The sequence below is a fragment of the Clostridium thermosuccinogenes genome, from assembly GCF_002896855.1.
Taxonomy (GTDB): Bacteria; Bacillota; Clostridia; order Acetivibrionales; family DSM-5807; genus Pseudoclostridium; species Pseudoclostridium thermosuccinogenes.
The window spans coordinates 1,143,287-1,166,805 of record NZ_CP021850.1 but is presented as its reverse complement, the minus strand read 5'-3'; the positions used below and the strand labels follow the sequence as shown (position 1 = coordinate 1,166,805).

At 42.9% G+C, this 23,519-nt stretch carries 21 protein-coding genes, 2 tRNA genes and 1 other annotated feature; of the genes, 2 read left to right on the top strand and 21 right to left on the bottom strand.

Going from position 1 to position 23,519, the window contains the following annotated elements; translation table 11 throughout:
* Positions 1-106: 106 nt before the first annotated feature.
* The 11 genes from CDO33_RS05100 to CDO33_RS05050 all read right to left on the bottom strand — a co-directional run bounded on the left by CDO33_RS05100 (position 107) and on the right by CDO33_RS05050 (position 9,302).
* Entirely contained in the window at positions 107-1,111 is a 1,005-nt protein-coding gene (locus tag CDO33_RS05100) for an ABC transporter substrate-binding protein (RefSeq protein ID WP_103080859.1), read from the bottom strand.
* A gap of 87 nt (positions 1,112-1,198) precedes the next feature.
* Positions 1,199-1,440: a binding site (T-box leader), on the bottom strand.
* Between the two features lie 187 nt (positions 1,441-1,627).
* Positions 1,628-2,332: a TVP38/TMEM64 family protein gene (locus CDO33_RS05095; RefSeq protein ID WP_103080860.1), complete on the bottom strand. Its 705-nt coding sequence runs from the start codon at positions 2,330-2,332 to the stop codon at positions 1,628-1,630.
* Positions 2,333-2,344: 12 nt separating this feature from the next.
* A complete protein-coding gene (locus CDO33_RS05090) occupies positions 2,345-4,309 on the bottom strand; it encodes an ABC transporter permease (RefSeq protein ID WP_103080861.1) in 1,965 nt (654 codons plus the stop codon).
* On the bottom strand, positions 4,299-5,063 hold the full coding sequence (locus CDO33_RS05085; protein ID WP_103080862.1) for an ABC transporter ATP-binding protein: 765 nt from the start codon (positions 5,061-5,063) through the stop codon (positions 4,299-4,301). Before CDO33_RS05085 ends, CDO33_RS05090 begins: the two co-directional genes overlap by 11 nt.
* Before the next feature lie 73 nt (positions 5,064-5,136).
* Entirely contained in the window at positions 5,137-6,114 is a 978-nt protein-coding gene (locus CDO33_RS05080; protein ID WP_103080863.1) for a sensor histidine kinase, read from the bottom strand.
* Entirely contained in the window at positions 6,111-6,707 is a 597-nt protein-coding gene (locus CDO33_RS05075) for a response regulator transcription factor (protein ID WP_242973863.1), read from the bottom strand. Before CDO33_RS05075 ends, CDO33_RS05080 begins: the two co-directional genes overlap by 4 nt.
* Positions 6,708-6,972: 265 nt before the next feature.
* Positions 6,973-7,048 (bottom strand) — tRNA-Ala (locus CDO33_RS05070).
* Between the two features lie 259 nt (positions 7,049-7,307).
* Positions 7,308-7,382: transfer RNA gene (locus CDO33_RS05065), tRNA-Val, on the bottom strand.
* A gap of 188 nt (positions 7,383-7,570) precedes the next feature.
* On the bottom strand, positions 7,571-7,861 hold the full coding sequence (locus CDO33_RS05060; protein WP_103080865.1) for a DUF503 domain-containing protein: 291 nt from the start codon (positions 7,859-7,861) through the stop codon (positions 7,571-7,573).
* Between the two features lie 388 nt (positions 7,862-8,249).
* On the bottom strand, positions 8,250-8,495 hold the full coding sequence (locus CDO33_RS05055) for a hypothetical protein (protein WP_103080866.1): 246 nt from the start codon (positions 8,493-8,495) through the stop codon (positions 8,250-8,252).
* Between the two features lie 15 nt (positions 8,496-8,510).
* Complete coding sequence (locus tag CDO33_RS05050) at positions 8,511-9,302, bottom strand: hypothetical protein (RefSeq protein ID WP_133158681.1); 792 nt, start codon at positions 9,300-9,302, stop codon at positions 8,511-8,513.
* 313 nt (positions 9,303-9,615) lie between these two features.
* Here CDO33_RS05050 and CDO33_RS05045 point away from each other — a divergent pair, with 313 nt between their 5' ends.
* The gene (locus tag CDO33_RS05045; RefSeq protein WP_103080868.1) at positions 9,616-11,385 is read left to right on the top strand and encodes an Rqc2 family fibronectin-binding protein; all 1,770 of its coding nucleotides are present in this window, start codon (positions 9,616-9,618) and stop codon (positions 11,383-11,385) included.
* A 69-nt stretch (positions 11,386-11,454) separates the two neighbouring features.
* A complete protein-coding gene (locus CDO33_RS05040) occupies positions 11,455-12,639 on the top strand; it encodes a pyridoxal phosphate-dependent aminotransferase (protein WP_103080869.1) in 1,185 nt (394 codons plus the stop codon).
* A gap of 229 nt (positions 12,640-12,868) precedes the next feature.
* On the opposite strand, the gene CDO33_RS05035 is transcribed toward CDO33_RS05040, so the two are convergent.
* From CDO33_RS05035 to fmt, 10 genes are all read right to left on the bottom strand, one after another.
* Complete coding sequence (locus CDO33_RS05035; RefSeq protein ID WP_274540083.1) at positions 12,869-13,489, bottom strand: thiamine diphosphokinase; 621 nt, start codon at positions 13,487-13,489, stop codon at positions 12,869-12,871.
* A gap of 195 nt (positions 13,490-13,684) precedes the next feature.
* A complete protein-coding gene (rpe, locus tag CDO33_RS05030) occupies positions 13,685-14,341 on the bottom strand; it encodes a ribulose-phosphate 3-epimerase (RefSeq protein WP_103080871.1) in 657 nt (218 codons plus the stop codon).
* A gap of 102 nt (positions 14,342-14,443) precedes the next feature.
* Complete coding sequence (rsgA, locus tag CDO33_RS05025) at positions 14,444-15,367, bottom strand: ribosome small subunit-dependent GTPase A (protein WP_103080872.1); 924 nt, start codon at positions 15,365-15,367, stop codon at positions 14,444-14,446.
* 1 nt (position 15,368) lies between these two features.
* Entirely contained in the window at positions 15,369-17,378 is a 2,010-nt protein-coding gene (gene pknB / locus CDO33_RS05020) for a Stk1 family PASTA domain-containing Ser/Thr kinase (protein ID WP_103080873.1), read from the bottom strand.
* Positions 17,379-17,441: 63 nt separating this feature from the next.
* Positions 17,442-18,179, bottom strand: a complete 738-nt coding sequence (locus tag CDO33_RS05015) for a Stp1/IreP family PP2C-type Ser/Thr phosphatase (protein WP_103080874.1) — start codon at positions 18,177-18,179, stop codon at positions 17,442-17,444.
* A gap of 222 nt (positions 18,180-18,401) precedes the next feature.
* Positions 18,402-19,448, bottom strand: coding sequence for a dual-specificity RNA methyltransferase RlmN (rlmN, locus tag CDO33_RS05010; RefSeq protein WP_103080875.1), 1,047 nt, complete (start codon positions 19,446-19,448; stop codon positions 18,402-18,404).
* 2 nt (positions 19,449-19,450) lie between these two features.
* Positions 19,451-20,806, bottom strand: coding sequence for a 16S rRNA (cytosine(967)-C(5))-methyltransferase RsmB (gene rsmB, locus CDO33_RS05005; RefSeq protein WP_103080876.1), 1,356 nt, complete (start codon positions 20,804-20,806; stop codon positions 19,451-19,453).
* 145 nt (positions 20,807-20,951) lie between these two features.
* A complete protein-coding gene (locus tag CDO33_RS05000; RefSeq protein ID WP_192875001.1) occupies positions 20,952-21,653 on the bottom strand; it encodes a zinc metallopeptidase in 702 nt (233 codons plus the stop codon).
* A gap of 169 nt (positions 21,654-21,822) precedes the next feature.
* Positions 21,823-22,581 carry a DUF116 domain-containing protein gene (locus CDO33_RS04995; RefSeq protein ID WP_103080877.1) on the bottom strand — a complete coding sequence of 253 codons (759 nt, stop codon included), beginning with the start codon at positions 22,579-22,581 and terminating at the stop codon, positions 21,823-21,825.
* Positions 22,571-23,500 carry a methionyl-tRNA formyltransferase gene (gene fmt / locus CDO33_RS04990; protein WP_242973385.1) on the bottom strand — a complete coding sequence of 310 codons (930 nt, stop codon included), beginning with the start codon at positions 23,498-23,500 and terminating at the stop codon, positions 22,571-22,573. The genes CDO33_RS04995 and fmt overlap by 11 nt, the downstream gene beginning before the upstream one ends.
* Positions 23,501-23,519 lie beyond the last annotated feature (19 nt).

The window sequence follows — 23,519 nt, the reverse complement described above, 5'->3', positions numbered from 1 at the left end:
CAGCTGCTTCCAACCTTTTTCTCAACAAGGGAAAGGTATAAAATTCAGCCGGTTTTCCGATTATTTCAGTGTAATTTAGTCTAATTAAGCGGGTCGCATCATAAAATCATTCGCCCTTGATTATATACTCCTTGAGATCCTCCGGAATCTCTATGCCTATCTCTTCTGCCACAGCTCCGTTTATGGCAAAGTCAAACTCTTTTGAAGCTTCAATGGGCATGGTAGCTGGTGTAGCCTCGCCTTTGAAGATCCTTATTGCCATAAGGCCGGTTTGATATCCCAAATTATAATAGTTGATGCCCAGAGTAGCCAGTCCGCCATTGTTAACCATCCCGGACTCTCCACAGATGACAGGAGTTTTGGATTGGGATGTTATGCCATGAACTACAGGCATAGCCGATGCGAACGTATTATCCGTAGGTATATATATCGCATCGCATTGTTCTACGATGGACTGGGTAGCCTGCTGAACATCGTTGGAGTTGGTAACAGTCACTTCCACATATTTGAGGCCAAGATTTTCTATCGCTTCCTTAGCAATTGAAGCCTGCAGGATGGAATTGTCCTCGCTGGATGTGTAAAGCACTCCAACAGTTTTTGCATCAGGTACCAGTTTGACAAGAAGGTCGATCTGCTCCTTGATAGGATTCATGTCCGTTGTACCGCTGACATTTCCGCCGGGAGCTTCATTGGAGTTTACCAGTTTGGCTGTTACAAAATCGGTAACTGCTGTCGCCAAAATCGGAATATCTTTGGTTTTTCCCGCTATGGACTGGGCTGCAGGAGTAGCGATGGCCAGCACCAAATCCACCTTGTTGCTGACAAAACGGTCACTGATGGTGGATAGATTGGACTGATCCCCCTGGGCATTTTGCACATCGATGGTGATGTTTTCCCCATCGACATAGCCGTTGTCCTTCAGCGCGTCAATAAATCCCTTGCGGGCATCATCAAGAGCCACATGCTCCATATATTGGATGATACCGACGCTTAATTTTTTGGAAGTGCCTTTCTTATTATCATTGCCTTCATTTTTCTTTGAACAGCCTGCTGCAGTCAGAATTAATAATCCTGACAACACAAAAGCCAGAATTCTAAAAGACTTTCTCATGGTTAATCCCCCTTATTTTCAATTCATTCAAAAAACCTTTCCAAGTAAAAGTGCACTTTTTTAGGTATAAAAAAACGCCTCCTGTATAACAGGGGCGAATTATTATTCGCGGTACCACCTTGTCTTCGTTGCATATGCAACCTCAGCGAGCAACAATTATTGCCCCTCCACTATAACGGATGGATTCCGGCACAGCCTACTCGGCACTCACCTTTGAGTGTGCAGCTATCAGGATGAATTCACAGCGTCCGTATCCTACTTTCTCGCACCAAACGAAAGCTCTCTTAAGGATGGAACTGCTGTTACTATTTCCCGGTCATTGCTTTTTTCTTTTAATGTTGTTCACAATTGTACTCTATTCAGTTTTGATTGTCAATAACGATTCTTATTTTGTTATTTTTGATTTTTACTTACTTTTGAGCAATATATATTCATTTTGATTGCTGATTAAGTCCTGTTTTCCGCTCCCTCAAGGTTCCCTGCCGAATCTGCCTGGCAATGAGAAAGCCGCAGAATTTATCCTTGTCCAACCTCTTCATCGGCTTTTGCTTCCTGCCGTATGCTGAATTTTCTGTAAACCAGTAATCCTATGGCGCTAACCACCAATGTGACGATAAACACAAGGATTGCGAATCCGTGATTTTTAATACCCAGCGCATCGCCACCTATGGTAGAAGTTATGATGGACGGAATTCTTGCCACGCCGGAAATAAAAAGCCAGGTTCGAAACCTTATTTTTGTAAGTCCGACGCAATAAGTAAGGATATCCTTCGGCGTTCCCGGTATAAAAAACACAGTGAACACCAAAAAATTTAAATTTTTTGTATTTTGCAGGAAACGGACAGAGTCTATTTTTTCCCGGGAGAAAAAAATCTCCACAGCCTTAACTCCGAACTTCCGTACAAATAAAAATACCAGCATGCTTCCAACAGTCGCGCCTATTATGCACAGTAAGGTACCTTCCACAGCGCCAAAAGCATAACCTGCTCCAATTTCCAATGGTTCACCGGGAATGATGGCAACTACAACCTGCAGAATCATCATTCCCATAAAAGCCAGCCTACCCCATAAGCCATGGCGATCTACCCATGCTCGGAAGTGTTCCGGTTGAGACACAAACTTTAGCAGCGGCTTTCCAACAAACCAGGATATGATCAATGAAAGCAGAACCAATATGATGATGCTGGCTCCTGCTATTTGCTTTTTCTGTTTCTCAGTCATAATTAGTTCCTTTCAGATATTTGTACGTACAATATTGTGTTTGGCAATCAAGTAGGTCGCACCAAAATACAAAAGGTAAATGGCAGCCATTACGGTGGTGATGAGAACGGTGGTGACCAGAATTTCACCTGATTGCTTCATTAGACCTCCCAGCTCCATAATCCGTGAGCATGTGATGCCGGCAGGAATGTTCAGCAGCAAGGGTATCGCAAAAGGCAGGAAGAAGAAGCTGAATATCTGCAAAAAGAGGGTTTTGCTTTGCTCCCGTTCCCCGGCACCCAGGCGGAACAAAACATCGTATCTTCTCCTATCTTCAGACATGCCGGACAAAGTTTTCAGCGCCAGGATGGCCATGGACATGAACACAAACACTACTGCCATGTAAAGGGTGCTGATGATGAAGATGGCCGTCGAACTGCTGCGCTGCAGCCTTTCATATTCCTTTATTTTATAATCGCTGCGCATGAAAGTAAAGCCATTACCGTTAGTGGAATAGGACAATTCACTTTGAAGCCCGTGAGCATCGAATTTTTCATCCTTCAAATCAAAGGATGCGCACTGAGTCTGGATATCAAGCCCCTCCACCGCCTCGTCCGGTACAATGGCGGCGAAGAAAAAGTAGGCGCGCAAGGGCATGACATCTGTTTTTCCGGTACAGGAATAGGTCTTTCCGTTTAATGTCAGCTCAGCGGAGGAAAAATCCATATTCATAACCTGCGGAATGTCGGACATGATCACAAAGCCGCCTTTTAAATCTATCGGTTCCCATCCCAAAGCAGCATTCAGCCGATTGATATCGCTTTCCCTGATGAAGGAATCCTTCACCCTCTTAAAATTCTCTCCGCTCCATATAGTGAAACCGTGGAGATAATTGTCGCCGGTGGTATAGATATTGAAATCAATCTCTTTCTCAATCCCGGCATATCGAAGGATGATCTCTCTTGCTTCCTCCAAACCTATGGGGTTTTCCTCGTATGCATCGAGAATTGCGCTTATATCAAAGGGATAAAATTTATTCAAGACTGCCTGCTCGGTAATTTTCTGTGAAAAAGACACATTGGCCCCGATAGCGGCAAAAGCTATCAAAAAAGCCAGAGCGCCGGCCATGATGGAGTTTGCGCTCAACTTGCCGGATAACTGCCTCAGGACAAATATATTTGTACCCCTGCAACATAATTTCCTGTTCTTCAGCATAAGATTGACCACACTGCGGGCAAAACCCGTATGGAAGGTCACAACGGTCACGGCCAGTACCACCATGCAACCCATGATAGGCCATTCGGATGCATTACCATCACTTAAAAACAAATGTTCAATGACTTTATAAAAAGCTATACAGCTTCCCACGATACCGGCCAGGGAAATCAAGGTGAGCGTCATCCAGAATACCGGATGCTTCACTCTTTTTTCCACCATCCTGTCCCCATGGATTAGCTGATAGATGCTGACCCGTTTCAGATAAATGGCAGATGTCACAGAGGACAGAAGGAATACGGCAGTCACCATCACAATGGTAAAAGTCATGCCTTCCATGGAATAGTCAGCAAAGACATACTCGACTTCCATCAGATAGGTTAAAAGCCCCATTAACCCCTGATAAATGAACAATCCCAGGACAATACCCGTCGCCAGAGCAGCAATGCATAAAATAAGGGTCTCCAGAACAAAAATGGTCAGTATGTTCTTTCTGGTCATACCCAGGGTCAAATAGGTGCCGAATTCCCTCTTTCGCAGCTTAAGAATGAAGGAAGTCCCATAGCTCAGGACAAAGGACACGATCAGGGAGATGAAAATGGTGATGCCTATAAGGCCTGTTCTCAGCATTTCCATTTGAGCGGCATATTCCTGCAGCTTTTTGGAGAAAATCACATTATTTATTGCAAACATTAACGCCACCGTCAGCGACACGGTGATGAAATATATCATATAATTGCCGATCTGCCGTTTGACATTGCGTGAGGCCAGTTTAATGAACAAACGTGTCACCTCCCAGTGCTGCCATAACCGACAAGATTTCCCGGTACATAGCTTGTCTGTCTCGTCCGCTGTTATCTATTTCACTCCAGATCTTTCCGTCCTTCAGGAACAGTACTCGCTTAGCATAGGAACCTACCACCGGATCATGGGTCACCATCAGAATGGTGGAGCCCAGGGACTCGTTCATCTGAACGAAGGTTTTCATCAACTGCTTTGAGTTCTGGGAATCCAATGCTCCGGTAGGCTCATCCGCCAACACCAGTGCAGGTCTTGTGATGATGGCTCTGGCACAGGCCACCCGCTGACGCTGGCCACCGGACAGTTCATATGGAAATTTGCTCAACTGATCGGTGATACCCAGTGCGTCTGAAACCCGCATCAGTTCCTTATTGGTTGTCTCTACATCCATCTTTTTCAAGTTCAGAGGCAAGGTGATATTCTCAGCGACAGTTAAAGTGTCCAGAAGATTGTATTCCTGAAAGATAAAACCCAGCTTATCCCGACGAAAGGCTGACAGTTGGTTTTCCTTCAATTCTGCCAGATTTTTGCCTTCCAAATATATGTCTCCGGCACTCGCCCGATCTATTGTGGAAATCACATTCAGCAACGTGCTTTTGCCGGATCCGGATGCACCCATGATGGCGGTGAACTCTCCTTGGTACACCTTAAAGGAAATTCCATTCAGGGCTCTTGTCACAACACTTCCGTTGCCGTAGTATTTAGTCACATTTTTTACCTGCAATACCTCTTTCATAAAATACCTCCGTTTCGCCCTTATTATAGCATTAAACGGAGTTAATATTTCTAACATATGTATAAAACTTTTCTTACGATTTTGTAAGATTATCGAAAGAAAGTCGAATACGCGTGTATTTTGACAGCTCTGATTCTATTTCCAGCATGACCCCAAGCTGACGGCACAGTTCGCTGACTATGTAAAGCCCCATACCGGTACTTCCGCCCAAGCGGCGGCCATTCGTCCCGGTGAACCCCCTCTCTGTGACGCGGCGAAGCTCATTGGCAGGGATGCCGATACCATTGTCCTGAACCGTAATCACACCATTCTCTGCCGTCATGGTCACATGGCATCCGGGGCAATACTTGGCGCAGTTGATGAGCAACTGCTTCAAAATGAATCCCAAAGATTTGCTGTCGGTATGTACAGAAAAATCGCCCTGCAGCTCCACACTGATTCCTGCTGCGATCAACAGCTCCATCTGGCTTTTTACCGCATCATTCATTACTTCCGACACACGGATTTCCCTGATCTGGGTGTCCTTTTCAATGCTGCGCATCCTGGCGTAGTAGAGGATGCTTTCAGTAAGATTGTCGGCCCGTTTCAACTCCCGTTTCAGTTTGCGGACATCACCGCCGTTGGATAAAATCAGGGAGCAAGCTGTCAGGGGAGTTTTTATTTCATGAATCCAGCTTTCCACATAGCTGCAATATTCATTTTTTTCCCGTTGGGCCTGTTCCACAGCACCAATTGCGGAACGGGATACTGTCTTCATAATTCTGAAATACTGCTTTTCTACTGCGCTGGTGGGGGTCGGCAGCACTTCTCCCAGAAGGTATTTTTCCGGCAGTTCTTCCATGATCCGTTCCAGCTTATTCAACCTGGCCCGCTCTATAAAATAGCTGACAAAAAGCCACAACAGGACCATCATCACAAGAAACAACTCCGCCGTACAAATAAGCAATACATCGGTTCCGGCAAGGAGCATGAAGATGCTCGATATCAAGGCGCCAATGGCAATAAAGCACAAGGTTACGGCTTTAGAATAGATATACTCCCTTAATTTCATAGTCTGTACCCCACGCCCCGGACCGTGCGGATGTAATTTTCAGCGCCCAAGCGTTTTAATTTTTCCCTCAGCCGGTTAATATTGACATATAGGGTGTTTTCATCGATATACAGACTGTTGTTCCATAAATCCTCAATGAGCTCCTCCCGGGTGCACAGTTCCTTTTGCATCAGGCAGTACAAAATCCGGGTCTCGTTTTTTGTCAGCTCCTCAATGTTTCCCTCGTAGCTGACTGTCATATCCGACAGATTCAACGTAAGGCCCCGTACAGTCATCGTCTGGGTGCTTTTCCTCTTCAGCAGACGGGCGATGCGGGCCAGGAGAACGGAGGAATTATACGGCTTGCGGATATAGTCATCCGCGCCAAAGCCAAAGCCTAGGATCTCATCCTCAGCCGAATCCCTGGCGGTGAGAAAAATCACCGGCACATCAGAGTTCTGCCTTAACTTCCTGCAAATCTCATAGCCGCTTTCCCCCGGCAGATTGATGTCCAAAAGGGCAAGATCGCAGGGAGGCTCGTCCACGGTAAGATACCCGTTGGACCGAAGCAGCGTCACCAACTCCTTCCGTATGCTCTCATCATCTTCGATCACCAATATTTTTTCCGTGTTGACCTCCTCCTTTCAAAAATGCTTTTCACCACAACCTGTGTTCAATGAGCACCCCATGTTAATATTACCATTTTTCAGATAAAATGTCTTGTATGTGCAGTCTTTCACTTACTTATCACTTTTTGCTTATTGATAAGGACTGGCGGCTGTATTCTATCGGCACATTCTTCATATTATCTCATTTTATCTCATTATATTTCCAAATAGCAAAAAAGTCACAAAGCATTGACTTTGTGACTTTTTGCTATGGTGGAGATAAGCGGGATCGAACCGCTGACCTCTTGAATGCCATTCAAGCGCTCTCCCAGCTGAGCTATACCCCCACGTATTTTAAATTCTTATATTTATTTTCTAAACTTACATCATTAAGCTGTCTACTCTCTATGTTGTACACATTATGCAGAATACGCTTCCACCTGCGCAATATCTGCATTTCAAAGCTGTCTAATAAAAACTGCATTCTTATTTTAATACACAAAGCTATAATAGTCAATAGGAAAAGTTTCTTTGTTTATAAAACTTTGCTGTCTGACCTTTGAAAGCAAAAATAATGCCCTGATGTCAGGGCATATAATCTTAAATTGGTAGGGAATGTTGGATTCGAACCAACGACTTCTACCGTGTGAAGGTAGCACTCTCCCACTGAGTTAATCCCCCGTATTACCTTAATATTACTCCTGGAAATTTTAAATGTCAAGGCTTCGAAATATATTGCCTAAACGCCAGCAACCCTTCGAATGACCGCAGCAGAAGTAAAGAAAAAATATAAAAGGCATCTTGCAATTTTATCGTAAATTTGCCGGTATTAATTCAGTACCCTTGAATATAATCCATTGATATTGTGCCTAATCCACATGTATAAGCTCGGTGCTGTAATCTATTATTTCCGCCCTGCCGTCATTTTCTACGAAGTTCACCATACCGGACATCATTCTGTCTGCATGCGCCGCTTCGTTGGATACGCAGGCTATTCCAATTACGGAATTTTTCCATATATCATTAAGCCCAACCTCAGCCACCGAGGCATTGAACCTTGATTTCAATCTTTCTGTTATGCTTTTGACAATATGCCTTTTCTCTTTGAGGGAGAAAGCTTCATCTATTGATAAAACAATCCTACAGATACCTATAACCATGTTATCACTCCCAAAAACGGCTTGAAATTCCGGCAGCATGCATCATTTATTAAGCTATCTTTGATTGAGGTTTTGAAATCCCTTCAATTTGGCAGCTTATTAATTAAAATCCAGCTGTTTTATTATATGCTTTTCAACGCAATATTTCTAATATTCCAAGCATGATTTCTCATATTATTGCTTAAACCGTTTATCTTTATTGTAAGATATGTTGCCTCTTCACGCAACATGTCTTTTTTTGGCCATTGTCTGTTTCTTCTTTGCTATTTGGGCATTAAGCCGTCCTGACACCGGCATGCGGAAGAACAATTCCTCATAGAAAGCACAAATAAAGCAGCTATAAAAGCTGCTTTATTCGCGCAAGTTAATGAAATTTAAGCCTATAAGGTTATATTATATTTGATCCTTCACTTAATAACCCGGCCTTAGTGCTTAAGTTAGTGATCGTGATGCTTTTTTCTATGCACTGTTTCGAGGATTTTTCCTTTTCATCCAAAAGTGCTTGCTGGTTCATTTCATTCTTGCTCTTTTTGTCCGATTTCTCATAAAAAGCTGTAATACCAAGATCCGTCATAAATTTCTCAGTTTTATTTCTGTTAGCTCTCTTATGCATCCTTTTAAGCAAAAGTCTCATTCTAATAGTTACCCCCTACCCAAACAATTCCGGCAAATACTCGTACAAAAATTGACAGTAATTTGTAACCATATCTATCCATACTGATTTATTGGCTTTCGATATATTTACCTTTTGTGCACTATCAAAAGATACTATCGAAATTATCTCTCCCTTTTCATTAAAAATAGGTGCGCAAAGCCAAAATTCAATGTCGTTCAATTTGCTTTTCTGATATTCTGTAATATTATAGTTTATACAATTTCTTTTAAAGTTATCCTCAAATATTATTGTGCGTAACTTGTAGCATTGTCCAACCAGACCCTGAGGTTCGGGACAAACCTCAAAGGACAGGTTTTTGGTAATTCCAGTATCCGCCAGTCCTTCGATATTTCTAATCGTAAATATCTCCTTATATTGTATATATCCATTAGTAATTTTTGCAAGTATTTTTTTTACATGTAATAATATTCCCTTCTTTTGTACAAATATTCTAACATTTATATTTTTATCGGTTGTCATCAGTTTATTGCCCAGTGCTTTAAAGAAAATTTCCTTATTATATTTTATTAACGATTCCCTCTGATTGGCAATAATTTTTTGATTGGCTTCCAAACAGGCAAGCTTTATGCTTAAGAATATGGTTGTAAATAGAGCGGAAATTAACAGGAAAATATCCTTCCATAGACGAATGTTTATATTTTGGCCTATGAAACCGCTTTTTTGTAAATCATCCAGGCAATTCTCTGATTTTGCAAGATAATTGAGTAAGACCGGGATAAATGATACAAATATAACTCTTAAAACAATTTTTTGCTTTCCTTTCATATCCATACCTACTTCACATAAAAATTTTCTGCTGCAATTTATGCTATTTTCTTGTCAAACTGGTTATATTATCCATATATACTTATTCTACTTGTAACAAGAAAATCCTGCATAGTAAATTACATTTATTTCCATATGCAGGAAGCATCCAATTGCCTGCAATGCCCGAATCCTTCTTGTAACATGCATATTCCCGGGGTATTTCCATGAACTTTACTGTTTTATTACACTTTGATAACCTTTATATAACATGGTATACTATCTTAGTATAACATCGAAATTACATATATTTGTTTGGAGAAGGGGTGGAACCGTGCCTTTTGATGGGGTTGTAACTAAATGCATTGTCCGTGAGTTATCGGATATGCTTCCCGGAGGACGTATAGAAAAAATATTTCAGCCCGAAGCGGATGAGATCATACTGAATATAAGAGCAAAAGGCCAGAATCTCAGGCTTTTGCTTAGCGCCAGCGCAAATTACCCAAGAATTCATTTAACCAACACGGTAAAGGATAATCCGGCTGTTCCTCCCGTATTTTGCATGTTTTTGAGAAAGCATATTTCCGGAGGTAGAATTATTGACGTAAACTTCATGGATTATGAAAGAATAGTCGTCCTGCGCATAGAATCGGTAAACGAACTGGGAGACATGCTGGAAAAAAAATTGATCATAGAAATCATGGGACGCCACAGCAACATTATTTTGACCAACAATGAAGATAAAATCCTGGATTCCATAAAGCACGTGGACTCTGATATAAGCAGAGTCAGGGAAGTTATGCCTGCAAGGCCTTATGTTCTGCCTCCTTCACAGGACAAGCAAAGTCCGGAAGGTCTGGACGTCGAGCAGTTCATAAATTCTGCCGTAAATTCCGGCATGAACATTGAAAAATACCTATTGAACGGAATAAAAGGCTTCAGTCCTCTTTTGTGCAGAGAAGTATGCTTCCGCGCGGGAGTAGAAGGCAAAATGCCTGCTTCGGAACTCGGCGAGGATGCTTTGAACCGTTTGAAAACCGCCCTGGCCGATATTATATATCCTGCAGCCCACGATGAGTTTTATCCCTGCATACTCCTGGGAGAAAAGCAGGGATTTGAGTCTGAACCTGCGGACTTTCACTGCCTTAAGATCACCCACTGGCAAAATGCAAAATATCTGCCGTCAATGAGTCAGGTTTTGGACATGTATTACTCCACAAAGGACAGAATCGAGCATCTCAAGCAGAAAAAATCCAATATCATCAAAGTGCTTAATAACAGCATTGACCGATGCAACAAGAAGATTGCCATACAGCAGGATACTCTGAGAGATGTCGCCGACAGGGAAAAGCTCAGGCTTTTTGGCGAACTGATCACAGCCAATATCTACTGCATACCTGAAAATGCCAAAAGCGTGTCCCTGCAAAACTATTACAGCGAAAAAGGAGAATATGTGGAAATCCCTCTGGATGAAAACCTGACTGCCCAGCAGAACGCACAGAAGTATTACAGGCAGTACGCCAAAGCCAAAAGCACCTACCTCAATACCAGCAAGCAGCTGGAAGAAAGCCTCCGGGAACTGGAATATCTGGAGAGTGTGCTTCAGATGCTGGAGAACTGCACAAGCCCGCAGGAAATTGATGAGATAAGGAATGAGCTGGCTGAGCAGGGGTATATGTCCCTCAGGAAAAAGGCTAATACCAAAGGGAAGGATGCCTCCACATCTCCTCTGCATTTTAAATCCAGTGACGGTATTGACATTTATGTAGGGAAAAATAACAAGCAGAACGACTACCTGACGCTCAGGCTGGCATCACCCAATGATATATGGCTTCATACGAAAAATATTCCCGGCTCCCATGTTATCATAAAAAAGAGCCGCCAGGATATACCGGAAAGGACATTGATGGAGGCGGCAGCCCTCGCTGCATATCACAGCAAGGCGAAAATGTCCTCCAATGTGCCTGTAGATTATACCAATGTAAAACATGTAAAAAAACCCGGGGGAGCAAAACCCGGAATGGTCATATATGAAAACTACAAAACAATCAATATAACTCCGGATGAGAGCATAATAGAAAAACTCAGAACCGGTATGAATTGAATATAAACATAATGAGAGCTGCGAGAGCTTATACCATAAATAAATATATTAGATAAAGGAGTGGTTTTTGTGTTTTCTAAAAAGGTTGTGGAGAATCTAAGCAAATCATCATGGATCAGGGCTATGTTTGAGCAAGGTGAAAAGCTTCGCAAAATATATGGAGCAGACAAGGTTTATGATTTCAGCATAGGGAATCCTGATATAGAGCCTCCCATGAAAGTACGGCAAACCCTTAAAAATCTGGTGGAAAGCAATGAGCCGGGATTGCACAGGTATATGAGCAATGCCGGACATACCGATGTGCGTCGGAAGGTAGCAGAATACATAAGCAGGGAAAACGGCATGGAAGTGCCCTTTAACAATATAATAATGACAGTTGGTGCTGCCGGAGCCCTTAATGTTGTGCTTAAGTCCATATTGAACCCTGATGAGGAGGTTATTGTCCTCGCCCCCTACTTCGTAGAATATCTCTTTTATATAGACAATTGCGGAGGCAAGCCTGTCGTTGTAAAAACCAATTCTGGTGATTTTGAACCCGACATAGATGCGATAGAAAAGGCCATCACTCCTGCTACAAAGGCGATCATACTCAATTCTCCCAATAACCCTACAGGGGTTATATACAGCGAGGAAATCCTCAAAAAGCTGGCAGATGTGCTGGAGCAAAAAGGGAAGGAATTCGGCACCGAAATCTTTGTTCTTTCCGACGAGCCCTATGCCAAGATAGTATATGACGGGGTTAAGGTTCCAGGGATTCTCAGGATATTCAAAAATGCCATAATAGTAAATTCCTTCAGCAAATCGCTGGCGCTGCCGGGCGAAAGGATAGGATATATAGCAGCAAGCCCCAATATAAAGGATGTGGACTTGCTGATTAATGCGATGATATACTCCAACCGTGTCCTGGGCTTTGTCAACGCTCCTTCCCTTATGCAGAAGGTTATCGCCGAAAGCCTCGATGAGGCCGTTGATATTGAATCCTACAGGAAAAAGAGGGATATACTGTATAATAAGCTGGTCAGCCTTGGATTTAGCTGTGTTAAACCGCAAGGAGCCTTTTACCTTTTTCCCAAAACTCCAATAGATGATGATGTTGAGTTTGTAAACCATGCTTTGAAATACAACCTTCTCCTGGTACCCGGAACCGGATTCGGCTTCCCCGGCCATGTAAGGCTGTCCTACTGCATAAGCCTTGAAACGATCGAAAATTCACTGCCGGCCTTTGAAGCCCTTGCAAAGGAGTATTTCAAATAAAGCCAGCTGGACATAATCTTTGTTTGGAAGGTTTCAGACACAAAGGATTGGCATATGAGCAGATTTGTTCAAAAAACAGCAGCTAAAAAAGCTGCTGTTTTTGTCATATAAGCTATAAGTTTAATTTACTGTGCCAGGTAGATGTTGGACTTGGAATCTATGCTTAAAAAATGGCAGCACAATGAGTTAATTTAGAAATGAACTCGGCTGATAATGGAAGCACTCCTTCTTAATCCCTGGCTTTAATCACCAGCATCAATCCTTTTTTTATCGTCACTTCCGCCGCATCTTCGGAAAACTCGTTGCTCACTCCAAGGCTCGAACCCATTTTCAGGGTTGCATCCTTCAATTCATAATAAAGTCCCTTTGTGCTGACCCCTTCCACTATTTCAGTCAAAGGAAGCAGGGTAACCTTATAGTTTTCTTCCCTGATAAGGGTCACATGCTTATCGATAACCATGACTTCATTATGCTCATTGACTATGATACCCTTTACACCACGCTCCAACAAGGATTTTAGCATCATGATATTGGAGAGGGAATGATCCAGTCTGGTACCCGTAGCGCCAATGAATACTATTTCATCATACCCTTTTTCCATCGCCAGCTCTGCAGCGATTTCAGCATCGGTCATATCTTTTTCGGAGGGGTATTTTACTATCTCCACCCCCTGCTCCAGTAAACAATCAAAGTCCCCCTTCGGTATCGAGTCAAAATCCCCCAGGAGTACATCCGGCTTTATGCCGAATTTCAGAGCATGGGTGGCGCCGCCGTCGGCACATATAATGAATTGGGCAGCCTCCAGATGTTTTTTATAGTATGAATAGTCCTCAATGCTTCCGTTGCATATTATTACAGCTTTTGATATCTTAGATTCCCCCTGTGATGGTTGTTTGCTAAAAATGCACGAAGATGCACCGCTGCCTCACAGTTCAGACAACTACGATGCCAATATCCCCAAAAGCACCGGCTTTCTTCTACCCTTTGATATCTGTTTCTTCCTAATTTAAATCAAACCGCTGAAAAGCTTTTTACTTTTCACCAGCTATCGGGCTGCTTTCTGCCTCAGCTGGCTTATAACCTCCGACACGTCCGGAGCATCAAACACCGCCGATCCCGCAACAATTACATTGGCGCCGGCTTCTGTCACTTCATATACATTATCCGGACTGATTCCTCCGTCCACTTCTATATCAATGTCCAGATGTCTCGATGTTATAATTTCCTTAAGCTTCCTTATCTTTCTCGTGCTCGATTCTATGTATTTCTGACCTCCGAAGCCAGGATTCACTGTCATCAGCAGCACCATGTCCAAATCCTCCAGAATCCAATCCAGTGACGACAGGGATGTAGCCGGATTAAGCACAGCTGCTGCTTTTTTATTCCTTTGCTTGATTTTCTGAATGACGCGGTTCAAATGAGGATTTGCCTCCACATGAACGGATATTATGTCCGCTCCTGCATCTATAAAATCATCGATATACTTTTCTGCATTATCTATCATGAGGTGTACATCAAAAGGAAGGGTTGTCACCTTCCTCAGCATCTTTATAACCGGCGGCCCTATGGTAATATTTGGTACAAAATGTCCATCCATTACGTCTATGTGTATGAGGTCCGCACCTGATTTTTCTACCTTAAGTATTTCCTCTCCCAGCTTTGAAAAATCTGATGACAGCAGGGAGGGAGCAATTTTTATCACTCAGCCCACTTCCTTACAATCAAATTTAATTCTGTTGCATAAATCACTATGTATAAAGCCATATTGATAGACCATGCTTTACCTGGCCTTATCTTTTTTATCTTATTTTGCTTCTTTAGCTTCTTTTTTTTGCTTTTTACCCTTATCCTTATAGGGATCTATGGATTTTAACTCATTGTATAACCGGACATACCTTCCATACCTTTCCCTGCTTACAAGTCCTCTTTCTACCGCATCCTTCACACCGCACCCCGGCTCGCTGATATGGCTGCAGCCTGTAAACTTACATTTATCCATGTGTTCAGCAAATTCGGGATACAAGTACGGGAGCTCGTTATATTTAATATCTGCCAGCTCGAAAGAGCTGAAGCCAGGCGTATCCACAATGTAACCACCGCTGTCCAGCTCTACCAGCTCCGCATGCCTGGTGGTATGCCTGCCTCTTTCTATCTTTTCGCTTATCTCTCCTGTTTGCATGACACTATATTTCATTATATTGTTAAGTATGGTTGACTTGCCTACCCCCGACTGGCCCGCAAAAGTGGTCAGATGCCCACATAAAACTTCCCTTAAGTTATCGATCCCAATATTGAGCTTGGAACTCAGGGCAATAATCTTATACCCTGTTTTCTCATAGGCTTCGATTATCCTGACATAATTATTTTCTGCGTCCAGGTCGATCTTATTTATGCAAATGACCGGTACGATACCTTTCGCTTCGGCAGTTACAAGCAGTTTGTCCAGCAGCATGAAATCCGGAGAAGGTGATTTGGCAGCTATAACTGCAACAAGCTGGTCCACATTGGCAACTGCAGGCCTTATAAGCTGCGAACTCCTTGCCAGTATCTCATCAATGGAAGCCGTCAGTTTTGATTCATCAATAACCGATATTACAACTCTGTCTCCTGGAAGGGGCGTCACTTCATTTTTCCGGAAAACACCCCTTGCCTTGCACTCATAAACTTTCCCATTGGCTTTTACATAGTAAAAACCGCCAATTCCCCTTATTATAGTGCCCGTAGACAAATTAATGTGCTCCCTCCTGATCCTGATCCTGTTCCTGTTCCTGATCCTGAGTCTGATCTTCTGAATGGCCTTGAGGCTGAATTACACCCTGATATGGATAATCTATAACATTATAAAGGATGTCATCAAAATAAATCCGTATTTTGGTATAACCACCCTCCGGTACAGGTATCTCAATATTCAGAGGAAACTCCTCTTTGTTAACATTCTTGTTCATAACAACCTGTGCCTTATTAGTATCCGAAGGTATCGCTTCTATGTACACCTTGATCACATCACCGTAATCGTCAGGATCGGCTAAGGGCACGGTCAACGTTTTCGCCACCGGTTCAGCAGGTTTCTTCTCTTCGAAGGTGATATCCACAGCAGTACCTTCTTTTACTTCCTCACCTGCAGCCGGGAATTGATCAACTATTTTATCCACGTAATTGCTGCTCTCTTCCGGCAGTATCTTTCCCATCTTCAGGTTGGCATCCGTCAGGAGCTTCTTTGCTTCCATCATCGTCTTCCCTATAAGCTTAGGCACTTTAGTCATTTTTATCTCCGGTCCCTTACTGACATAAATCATTACAGTGGTTCCTTTTTTTACTTTATTGTCCGGACCGGGGTCTGTCTTTATAACTCTGTCAATAGGAACATCCTCATCAAACTGTTCCTGTATTTCCGGCACCAGGTCAAGATCCCTTATTATCGCTTCCGCTTCACGACGCTCCTTGTTTCTCAGGTTCTGTATTTCTATAAGCTCTTCTCCCTTGCTCACCGTAAGCACAAGGGGAGTATAATTCCCGGGATTGAGAGGCTTACCCTCATCTATGCTCTGGTCTATTATTATTCCTTTATCTACGGTATCGCTGTATTCTTCCTTGGTCTCATAATAGATTCCTGCCAGCGTCAGTTCTTCCTCAACTTCTTCTATATTCTTTCCCACATAATTGCCTACTATAAAATCTTTTTTCTCCGTCATCAAGGAAGGCATCACAATCCTGTATCCAATATAAGCAAATATGGCGATTATGATGACCGAAATAATGCCGGCAGCCCAATAAGTTGCCCTATCCTTGTTGTCCTTGCCTTTTTTGGCATCATTCTTTTTGGTAGTCCTTTGGGCGCTCATAACATCCTCCTCACTAACAGCCTTTACCCTTATTGTAGGGCTATCCCCGACTGCGCCTGCACCCGCAAATCTCTTGCTTGGGTCATTAGCTATCATGTATAGATCCTGCAGGAACTCATGCGCGGTCTGATATCTAAGGTTCTGGTCCTTCTCCATGGCTCTCATGATAATATCATTTAATCCGGCCGGAATACCGGTATTTATCTCTATAGGAGGTTTGGGCTTTTCCTGGATATGCTTCAATGCTACAGCTATAGGGATGTCTCCATCAAAGGGCACCCTTCCTGTCACCATCTCATATAATACCACCCCTAGGGAATACAAATCGGATTTTTCATCCGTATATCCTCCCCTGGCCTGCTCCGGTGAAAAATAGTGCACCGATCCGATGGTGTTCCCGGACATGGTTATTGTAGAAGAAGTAACGGCTCTCGCTATGCCGAAATCCGTAACCTTTGCTATTCCCTCTTTTGTAAGCAGGATATTATGAGGTTTTATATCCCGGTGGACAATATGACTTTTATGGGCATGCTTAATAGCTGAACATATCTGGATGGCAATGTTCACCGCTTCTTCCCAGGGCAGCCTTCCCTTTTCATTAATATACTCCTTGAGGGTGATGCCATCCACACATTCCATGATGATGTAATATATATCTCCCTCATTTCCGACATCATATATCGGCACAATATTAGGATGGGACAGGCTGGCAGCCGATTGTGCTTCTATTCTGAACCTTTTTACAAACTCCTCGTCGTTTGTGAAATCAGGCCTCAGGATTTTAACAGCAACAAACCTGTTAAGCAAGCTGCATCTGGCCTTGTATACAACGGACATACCGCCTCCGCCCAATTTTTCTATCAGTTCATATCTATTTCCCAGGATTTGACTTTCCATAAAAACACCTAACCTTCATTTTCAATTTAACCTGAAATATGTTGCTTTCTTCCAGCCTTTCGCTCATATGTTTTTGATCAGAATAACGGTGACATTATCAATGCCTCCGTACTCATTTGTTTTTCTGACAAGCTCATCACATGCTGCATCTATATCGTCGGTGCTTGTAACTATCCTCTTAATCTCATCTTCATTCAACATATTTGTCAGGCCGTCGGTGCAAATAATTAAAGTATCGCCTTCCTGTATATCCGACAAATATGTATCGACTTTTATGTATTCCGAACATCCCAAAGCTCTCGTTATTACATTCTTTTTCGGATGATACTGGGCTTCCTCCCTGGTGAGAGACCCTGTTTTTATGAGCTCCTCTATGTAGGAATGATCGGTGGTTATCTGCCGCATTTCATCCTTTCTTAACAGATACACTCTGCTATCTCCTATATGTCCGACATAAAGCATGCCATTATGTATAACAGCCATGATCAATGTGGTACCCATTCCGGAATTCATTTCATTTTGCAGCGAAGATGCGTAAACTACGGAATTTGCCTTTTCCATTATGCTTGTGATGTAATTCAGGATATCCTCTTTTTCTTTCAAGGCGCTGGAAAATTTCATAACCTCGCCGCTTACAAAATCAACAGCCATTTTGCTGGCCACTTCACCGGAATTATGACCACCCATGCCATCGGCAACAATAAAGGTATCCGGTATATCGGAGTAACCTGCTATAATATTGTAGCTGTCCTCATTAATCTCTCTAACCATGCCTTTATCTGTTTTTACAGCAAACCTCATTTTACCACTCTCCAAAAAGCTATACACTAGGAAATTCTGGAAGCAAAATTTTCAAATAGGCACGCATAAACGGGCATATATCATTAAACTTATGATGAGTGGAATAGCACGTCCTTTTGTGCAAACTCTGCAATAATTGATATATATTTATATTATTCGTACCTGTATGGAATTTTTCTGATGTTTTTCCTGTTGGTTATAGCTGTTTACTCTATGTGAAAATCAATTTTTGTTTCTTTCTTCCATTATGCTTCTGCGCAGTTGACCACAAGCGGCGTTTATATCACTGCCCAGTTCACGCCTGACCGTCGCCTCAATGCCATGCCTTTGAAGCAGATTTTTAAAATGCTCTATCCTCTCCCGGCCACTTTTCCTAAAATCAACACCGGCAACCGTATTTACGGGTATCAGATTCACATGACACAGCATGCCTTTAATCTTACGCGCCAGTTCCAAAGCATTGTCGTCGGAATCATTGACTCCTGAAATCAAAGCATATTCGAAGGTGATCCTCCTTTTTGTCACCTCTGTATATATATTACATGCCTCAAGTAATTTGTCAATAGAATACTTCTTATTGACAGGCATAAGCTTGTTCCTGATCTCGTCATTGGGTGCATGAAGGGATATGGAAAGAGTCAGAGGAATGCCTTCCTTTGAAAGCTTTATAATTCCGGGAATTATGCCACTGGTAGAAAGGGAGATATTCCTGAAGCCGATATTAAGTCCATCCGGATGGTTAACCAACCTGAGGAATTTTATCACATTATCGTAGTTATCAAGAGGCTCTCCGATCCCCATCATCACTATATGACCTATGCGCTTGCCCGCATCTTCCTGTATAGACAGCACCTGATCCAGTATTTCCCCCGGGGACAAATTCCTCATAAAACCTATCCCGGTAGAAGCACAGAATTTACATCCCATCTTGCAGCCCACCTGGGAAGAAACACATACGGAGAAACCATGCTTATACTCCATAAGCACGCTTTCTATGACATTGCCGTCTTCCAATTCAAATAGGTACTTGGCAGTGCCGTCTATTGCAGATACATATTTATTTATAATTTTAAGCTTGCCTATATAACATAATTCTTTTAATTTCTCCCTCAAAGCCTTTGACAGGTTGGTCATCTGATCAATGTCCTTTATGCCCCTGCCAAGCCATTCAAACACCTGCTTTGCTCTGAATTTCTGCTCTCCCATTTCGGCGAACAGCTTTTCCAGATCTTCAATACTTAAGTCAAGAAGGTTGACTTTTCCCTCCATATTTATTTATCTCCTTTTACCAGTTTTGCAATAAAAAATCCATCCACACCGTCTATGTTGGGATATAGCTGGATATATCCCTCTTTTGCACTTTTTTTATCCAATTCCTTCGGAAGCACATCTGAAATGTCCACAGTTTTAAAATCCCTGTTGTTTTCAACAAACCTCCTGACAACTTCTTCGTTTTCTTCCGGTTCTATGGTGCAGGTACTGTATACCAGCACTCCTCCCGGTTTTACATATTTCGATGCCGCATTGATTATTTCGGTCTGCAGCTTTACAATTTCCGTCTTATCCTTTTCATTCCTTGCCCACTTGATATCCGGTTTTTTCCTTATAATTCCCAGGCCGGTACAGGGCGCGTCCACCAAAACCCTGTCAGCTTTCCCTATATAATTATTGTCAATTTCCAGCGCATCAAACACCTCAGGTTTAATTATTGCCAGACCAAGTCTGTCAGCCGCTTCTTTTATCAATGCCACCTTGTGCTCATGGATGTCCCTGGCTATAACAGTCCCTTTATCCTGCATCCTCTGGGCCAAATGAGTAGCCTTTCCTCCCGGAGCGCTGCAAACATCCATAACCAGTTCACCAGGCTGCGGGTCCAGGACGATTCCTACAAGCATGGAGCTTTCGTCCTGGACCTGAAAATATCCCTTTTTAAAGGCATCCAGCTTGGTAATGGAGGAGGGATTTTCCAGGATGACAGCTTCATCGGCATATCTCCCCTTTCGGGCTTTAACGGAATTTGCCTCCAGTTCATCTATCAACTGATCTCTGCTCACCTTTAGAGTGTTTACCCGAACGGTGAAATCCGGAATTTCATTATTGCTTACAAGCAAGCTTTCCGTGAAATCCCTTCCGTACCTGCTCACCCACTGCCTCACCATCCATTCCGGATGGGAGTATTTTATGGAAAGATAGCGCTCATATTCCTTATTCCCGTCGGGGTATGGTATTTGGTCCCTATTCCGTACAATGTTTCTCAGGACTGCATTTACATACCCGCTGGATGCTGAATGCCCGTATTTCTTCGCCAGCTTTACACTCTCGTTGCAAGCGGCCGACTCCGGGATGCGGTCGGTATACATTATCTGGTATACCCCCAGCCTTAAAATGTTAAGCACCCAGGGTGATATTTTTTTAAGCTTGACCTTTGAAAACTGCTGTATTATCCAGTCTATAGACAGCTTCCACTTTACCGTTCCATATACCAACTCTGTTATGAACGCCCTGTCCATGCTGTTCATTTCCGGTTGCTCAAGGTGCTTGTTTAAAGCAATATTTGAATAAGCACCCTTTTCCATTATATCATATAGAGTTTTCAGGGCTGTCTCCCTGGCCAAATCCACTGCCATTGCTCATCCTCCGCAGTATATTTCCCATGCTTGTCCGTAAATTCATCCGTCGATTTATTCTGACGTATCCCCATACCTTTCTGACTGCTCCACATATTTTATAACCGGATTTCAACCATCCGTCGTCCTCTGTCTGCCGGGCAACCTAGTCGTTCCTTCTCCTGTTGCTTGTCAGCAGGATGAGTCTCAGCAAGCTGGCCATCGCCACTGCAGCCGAAGCCACGTAGGTCATTGCCGCTGCCCGCAAAACTTTTTTTGCAGAAGCCAGCTCATCTCCATACAACATTCCGGTCTCTTCCAATAATGCAATAGCTCTTTTGCTGGCATTGAACTCAACAGGCAGGGTGACAAGGTAAAAAGCGACCGCAGCGGTAAAAAGAATAATACCTGCATTCACCAAAGTCGGCCAGCCTATGAACAATCCCAGTATAGCCAGATATGGGCCTGCGGACGAACCTATATTGGCAACGGGCACCAGTGTGCTTCTCAATGCCAGGGGAGCATAGCCCACCTTATGCTGTATGGCATGACCGGTTTCATGGGCAGCAACTCCTATAGCGGCAACTGAAGTGCTGTTATATACAGAGTCGGACAACCTGACCACTTTTGTTCTTGGATCATAATGATCTGTCAATTCCCCTCTTACCGGTTGAACTACCACATCATACAATCCGTTGCTGTCCAGAATTCTTCTGGAAACCTCCGCTCCGGTCAATCCTTTCCTGTTTCCAACTCTCCTAAAATCATTAAAGGTGCTTTTAACTTTGTATTGAGCATACAACGAAAGCAATAATGCCGGCATAACTAGAAAAATATAATACTGGTCAAATCCATAATATCCCAACATTCCAAAAACCTCCCTTACTTTAATAGAATTAAAAGTCAACCTGCTATGCCAATAAAAGTCTTGTTTACAGAATAAAAAGCTAATGTTCTGTGCCAATAATGCCTTAGAAACATTCAAAAAGTTACCGGAGTTGGCTTATAGCAGTAATTAACATAATTTCGTTCTGACATCAGTCAATATCGTCAAGCAGCATTTTTCTCAACTTTTTTTCCAATTCCCGCACATTGACAACCGTATTATTGCATGGACCCTTCGGTCTTTCGTTCAACATTCCTATAACAGGTACGTTTTTCATATCCCTGATTCCGCTGAACAAATCCCTTTCACATGCCACAGAAAAAACAAAGCCAGGATTGCTCCTGCAAATTATATTCCTTGCGGCCGTTCCCCCGGTTGCCACAAAAATCTTCACTCCCAGCTTCTCGCTCAGTTCAGCCAGCTCGCCTATGCAGCAATTTCCGCATCTTCTGCAGTTTCCTATATCATTGGTAATTTTGTGTTGGCAGCGGGAGTCCTGAAGGCAATGAGGCAGCAGCAAAAGCACATCCCCGGGCATGTATCTGGTGCCTGTGGATTCCACTATTATATTGTTGACATCTATATAAAAACCTCTCATCACATCTTTGCTTACTTTGGAAATTCTTGACGCCAGATACACTAAAGGGAGGGAAAAATGCAGAGACATACGTGTAAATCGCAGCAGCCTGCGATCTACACGTTTATGACGGTAAACATGCATAACCATCAGAACTGCAGCTACAAACATCAAGGTCACAAATATAATTATAGCTAATAGGGCCAACAAAATATAATTGTAAGCCCTTATATTCTGATAAGTATAAAAAGCCACCAATGTAAAAATTGTAAATACCAGAGCGACAACAGTAAAAACGGTGCCTGAATAAAAGTATTTAAGTTTACTGTCCAAGTATTTCACCTTCAGTAATGTTATGCCAGCACTCCTCCACCGTCATTTTTCTGCTGGAATCAAACTGGATCTCTTTTATTTTCAAGACTCCTTGCCCGGTTGACACAAAAACGCCATCCCTGGATACCTTGTATAATCTCCCTGGCAAGACACCCTCAGCACTTTCGGTGGTTCTTTCCGTCTTCCAGATACGAAGCCTTTCACCCTTGTAATATGTATAAGCCCCCGGCCACGGATTGGTACCCCGCACCAGGTTGTGTATCTCCCACGCACTTTTATTCCAGTCAATAAGACCTATCTCTTTTTTTAGCATAGGAGCATAGGTTGCCTCCTCGTCCTTCTGGGGGATTCTTTCCAATGTATTGTTTTTAACCCTTAAAAGCGTTTCTTTCAGGACTTCCGCCCCAAGATCCGCCAACTGAAGGTAAAGCTCTCCGGAAGTAATATCTTCAGGTATGGGGATTTCCCTTTTTACCAGCATGTCTCCAGTATCCATGCCAATATCCGTATACATGGTAGTTATACCGGTGGTTTTATCTCCATTTATTACAGCCCATTGAATTGGCGCCGCTCCACGATACTTGGGAAGCAGTGAGCCATGAACATTTATACACCCCAAAGGGGGTATATCAAGGACCTCTTTAGGCAGTATTTTGCCATATGCTGCTGTTATCAACATATCAGGAGCTAACTCCCTCAACTGTTGGATAAAATCCTCAGTCTTTGCGCTGGCTGGCTGCAGCACTTTTATGCCTTTTTCCACTGCATACTCCTTGACGGGAGGTGCTGCAAGCTTTTTTCCCCTTCCCTTTGGTTTATCCGGCTGAGTTACTACCGCTGCAACTTCATAACCTTCATCTATCAACATTTTCAAGCTGGGAACCGCAAAATCCGGGGTACCCATAAAAACTATCCTCAATAAAAGTCACTCCTTAACC

What these genes read in the sequence shown, in the direction of transcription:
- CDO33_RS05095 (WP_103080860.1), bottom strand. Translation starts at nt 2,332, where the DNA reads ATGACTGAGAAACAGAAAAAGCAAATAGCAGGAGCCAGCATCATCATA.
- pknB (WP_103080873.1), bottom strand. Translation starts at nt 17,378, where the DNA reads ATGGAAAGTCAAATCCTGGGAAATAGATATGAACTGATAGAAAAATTG.
- CDO33_RS05000 (WP_192875001.1), bottom strand. Translation starts at nt 21,653, where the DNA reads ATGTTGGGATATTATGGATTTGACCAGTATTATATTTTTCTAGTTATG.
- CDO33_RS05050 (WP_133158681.1), bottom strand. Translation starts at nt 9,302, where the DNA reads ATGAAAGGAAAGCAAAAAATTGTTTTAAGAGTTATATTTGTATCATTT.
- CDO33_RS05085 (WP_103080862.1), bottom strand. Translation starts at nt 5,063, where the DNA reads ATGAAAGAGGTATTGCAGGTAAAAAATGTGACTAAATACTACGGCAAC.
- CDO33_RS05100 (WP_103080859.1), bottom strand. Translation starts at nt 1,111, where the DNA reads ATGAGAAAGTCTTTTAGAATTCTGGCTTTTGTGTTGTCAGGATTATTA.
- CDO33_RS05055 (WP_103080866.1), bottom strand. Translation starts at nt 8,495, where the DNA reads ATGAGACTTTTGCTTAAAAGGATGCATAAGAGAGCTAACAGAAATAAA.
- CDO33_RS05080 (WP_103080863.1), bottom strand. Translation starts at nt 6,114, where the DNA reads ATGAAATTAAGGGAGTATATCTATTCTAAAGCCGTAACCTTGTGCTTT.
- rlmN (WP_103080875.1), bottom strand. Translation starts at nt 19,448, where the DNA reads ATGGAGGGAAAAGTCAACCTTCTTGACTTAAGTATTGAAGATCTGGAA.
- rsmB (WP_103080876.1), bottom strand. Translation starts at nt 20,806, where the DNA reads ATGGCAGTGGATTTGGCCAGGGAGACAGCCCTGAAAACTCTATATGAT.
- CDO33_RS05060 (WP_103080865.1), bottom strand. Translation starts at nt 7,861, where the DNA reads ATGGTTATAGGTATCTGTAGGATTGTTTTATCAATAGATGAAGCTTTC.
- CDO33_RS05015 (WP_103080874.1), bottom strand. Translation starts at nt 18,179, where the DNA reads ATGAGGTTTGCTGTAAAAACAGATAAAGGCATGGTTAGAGAGATTAAT.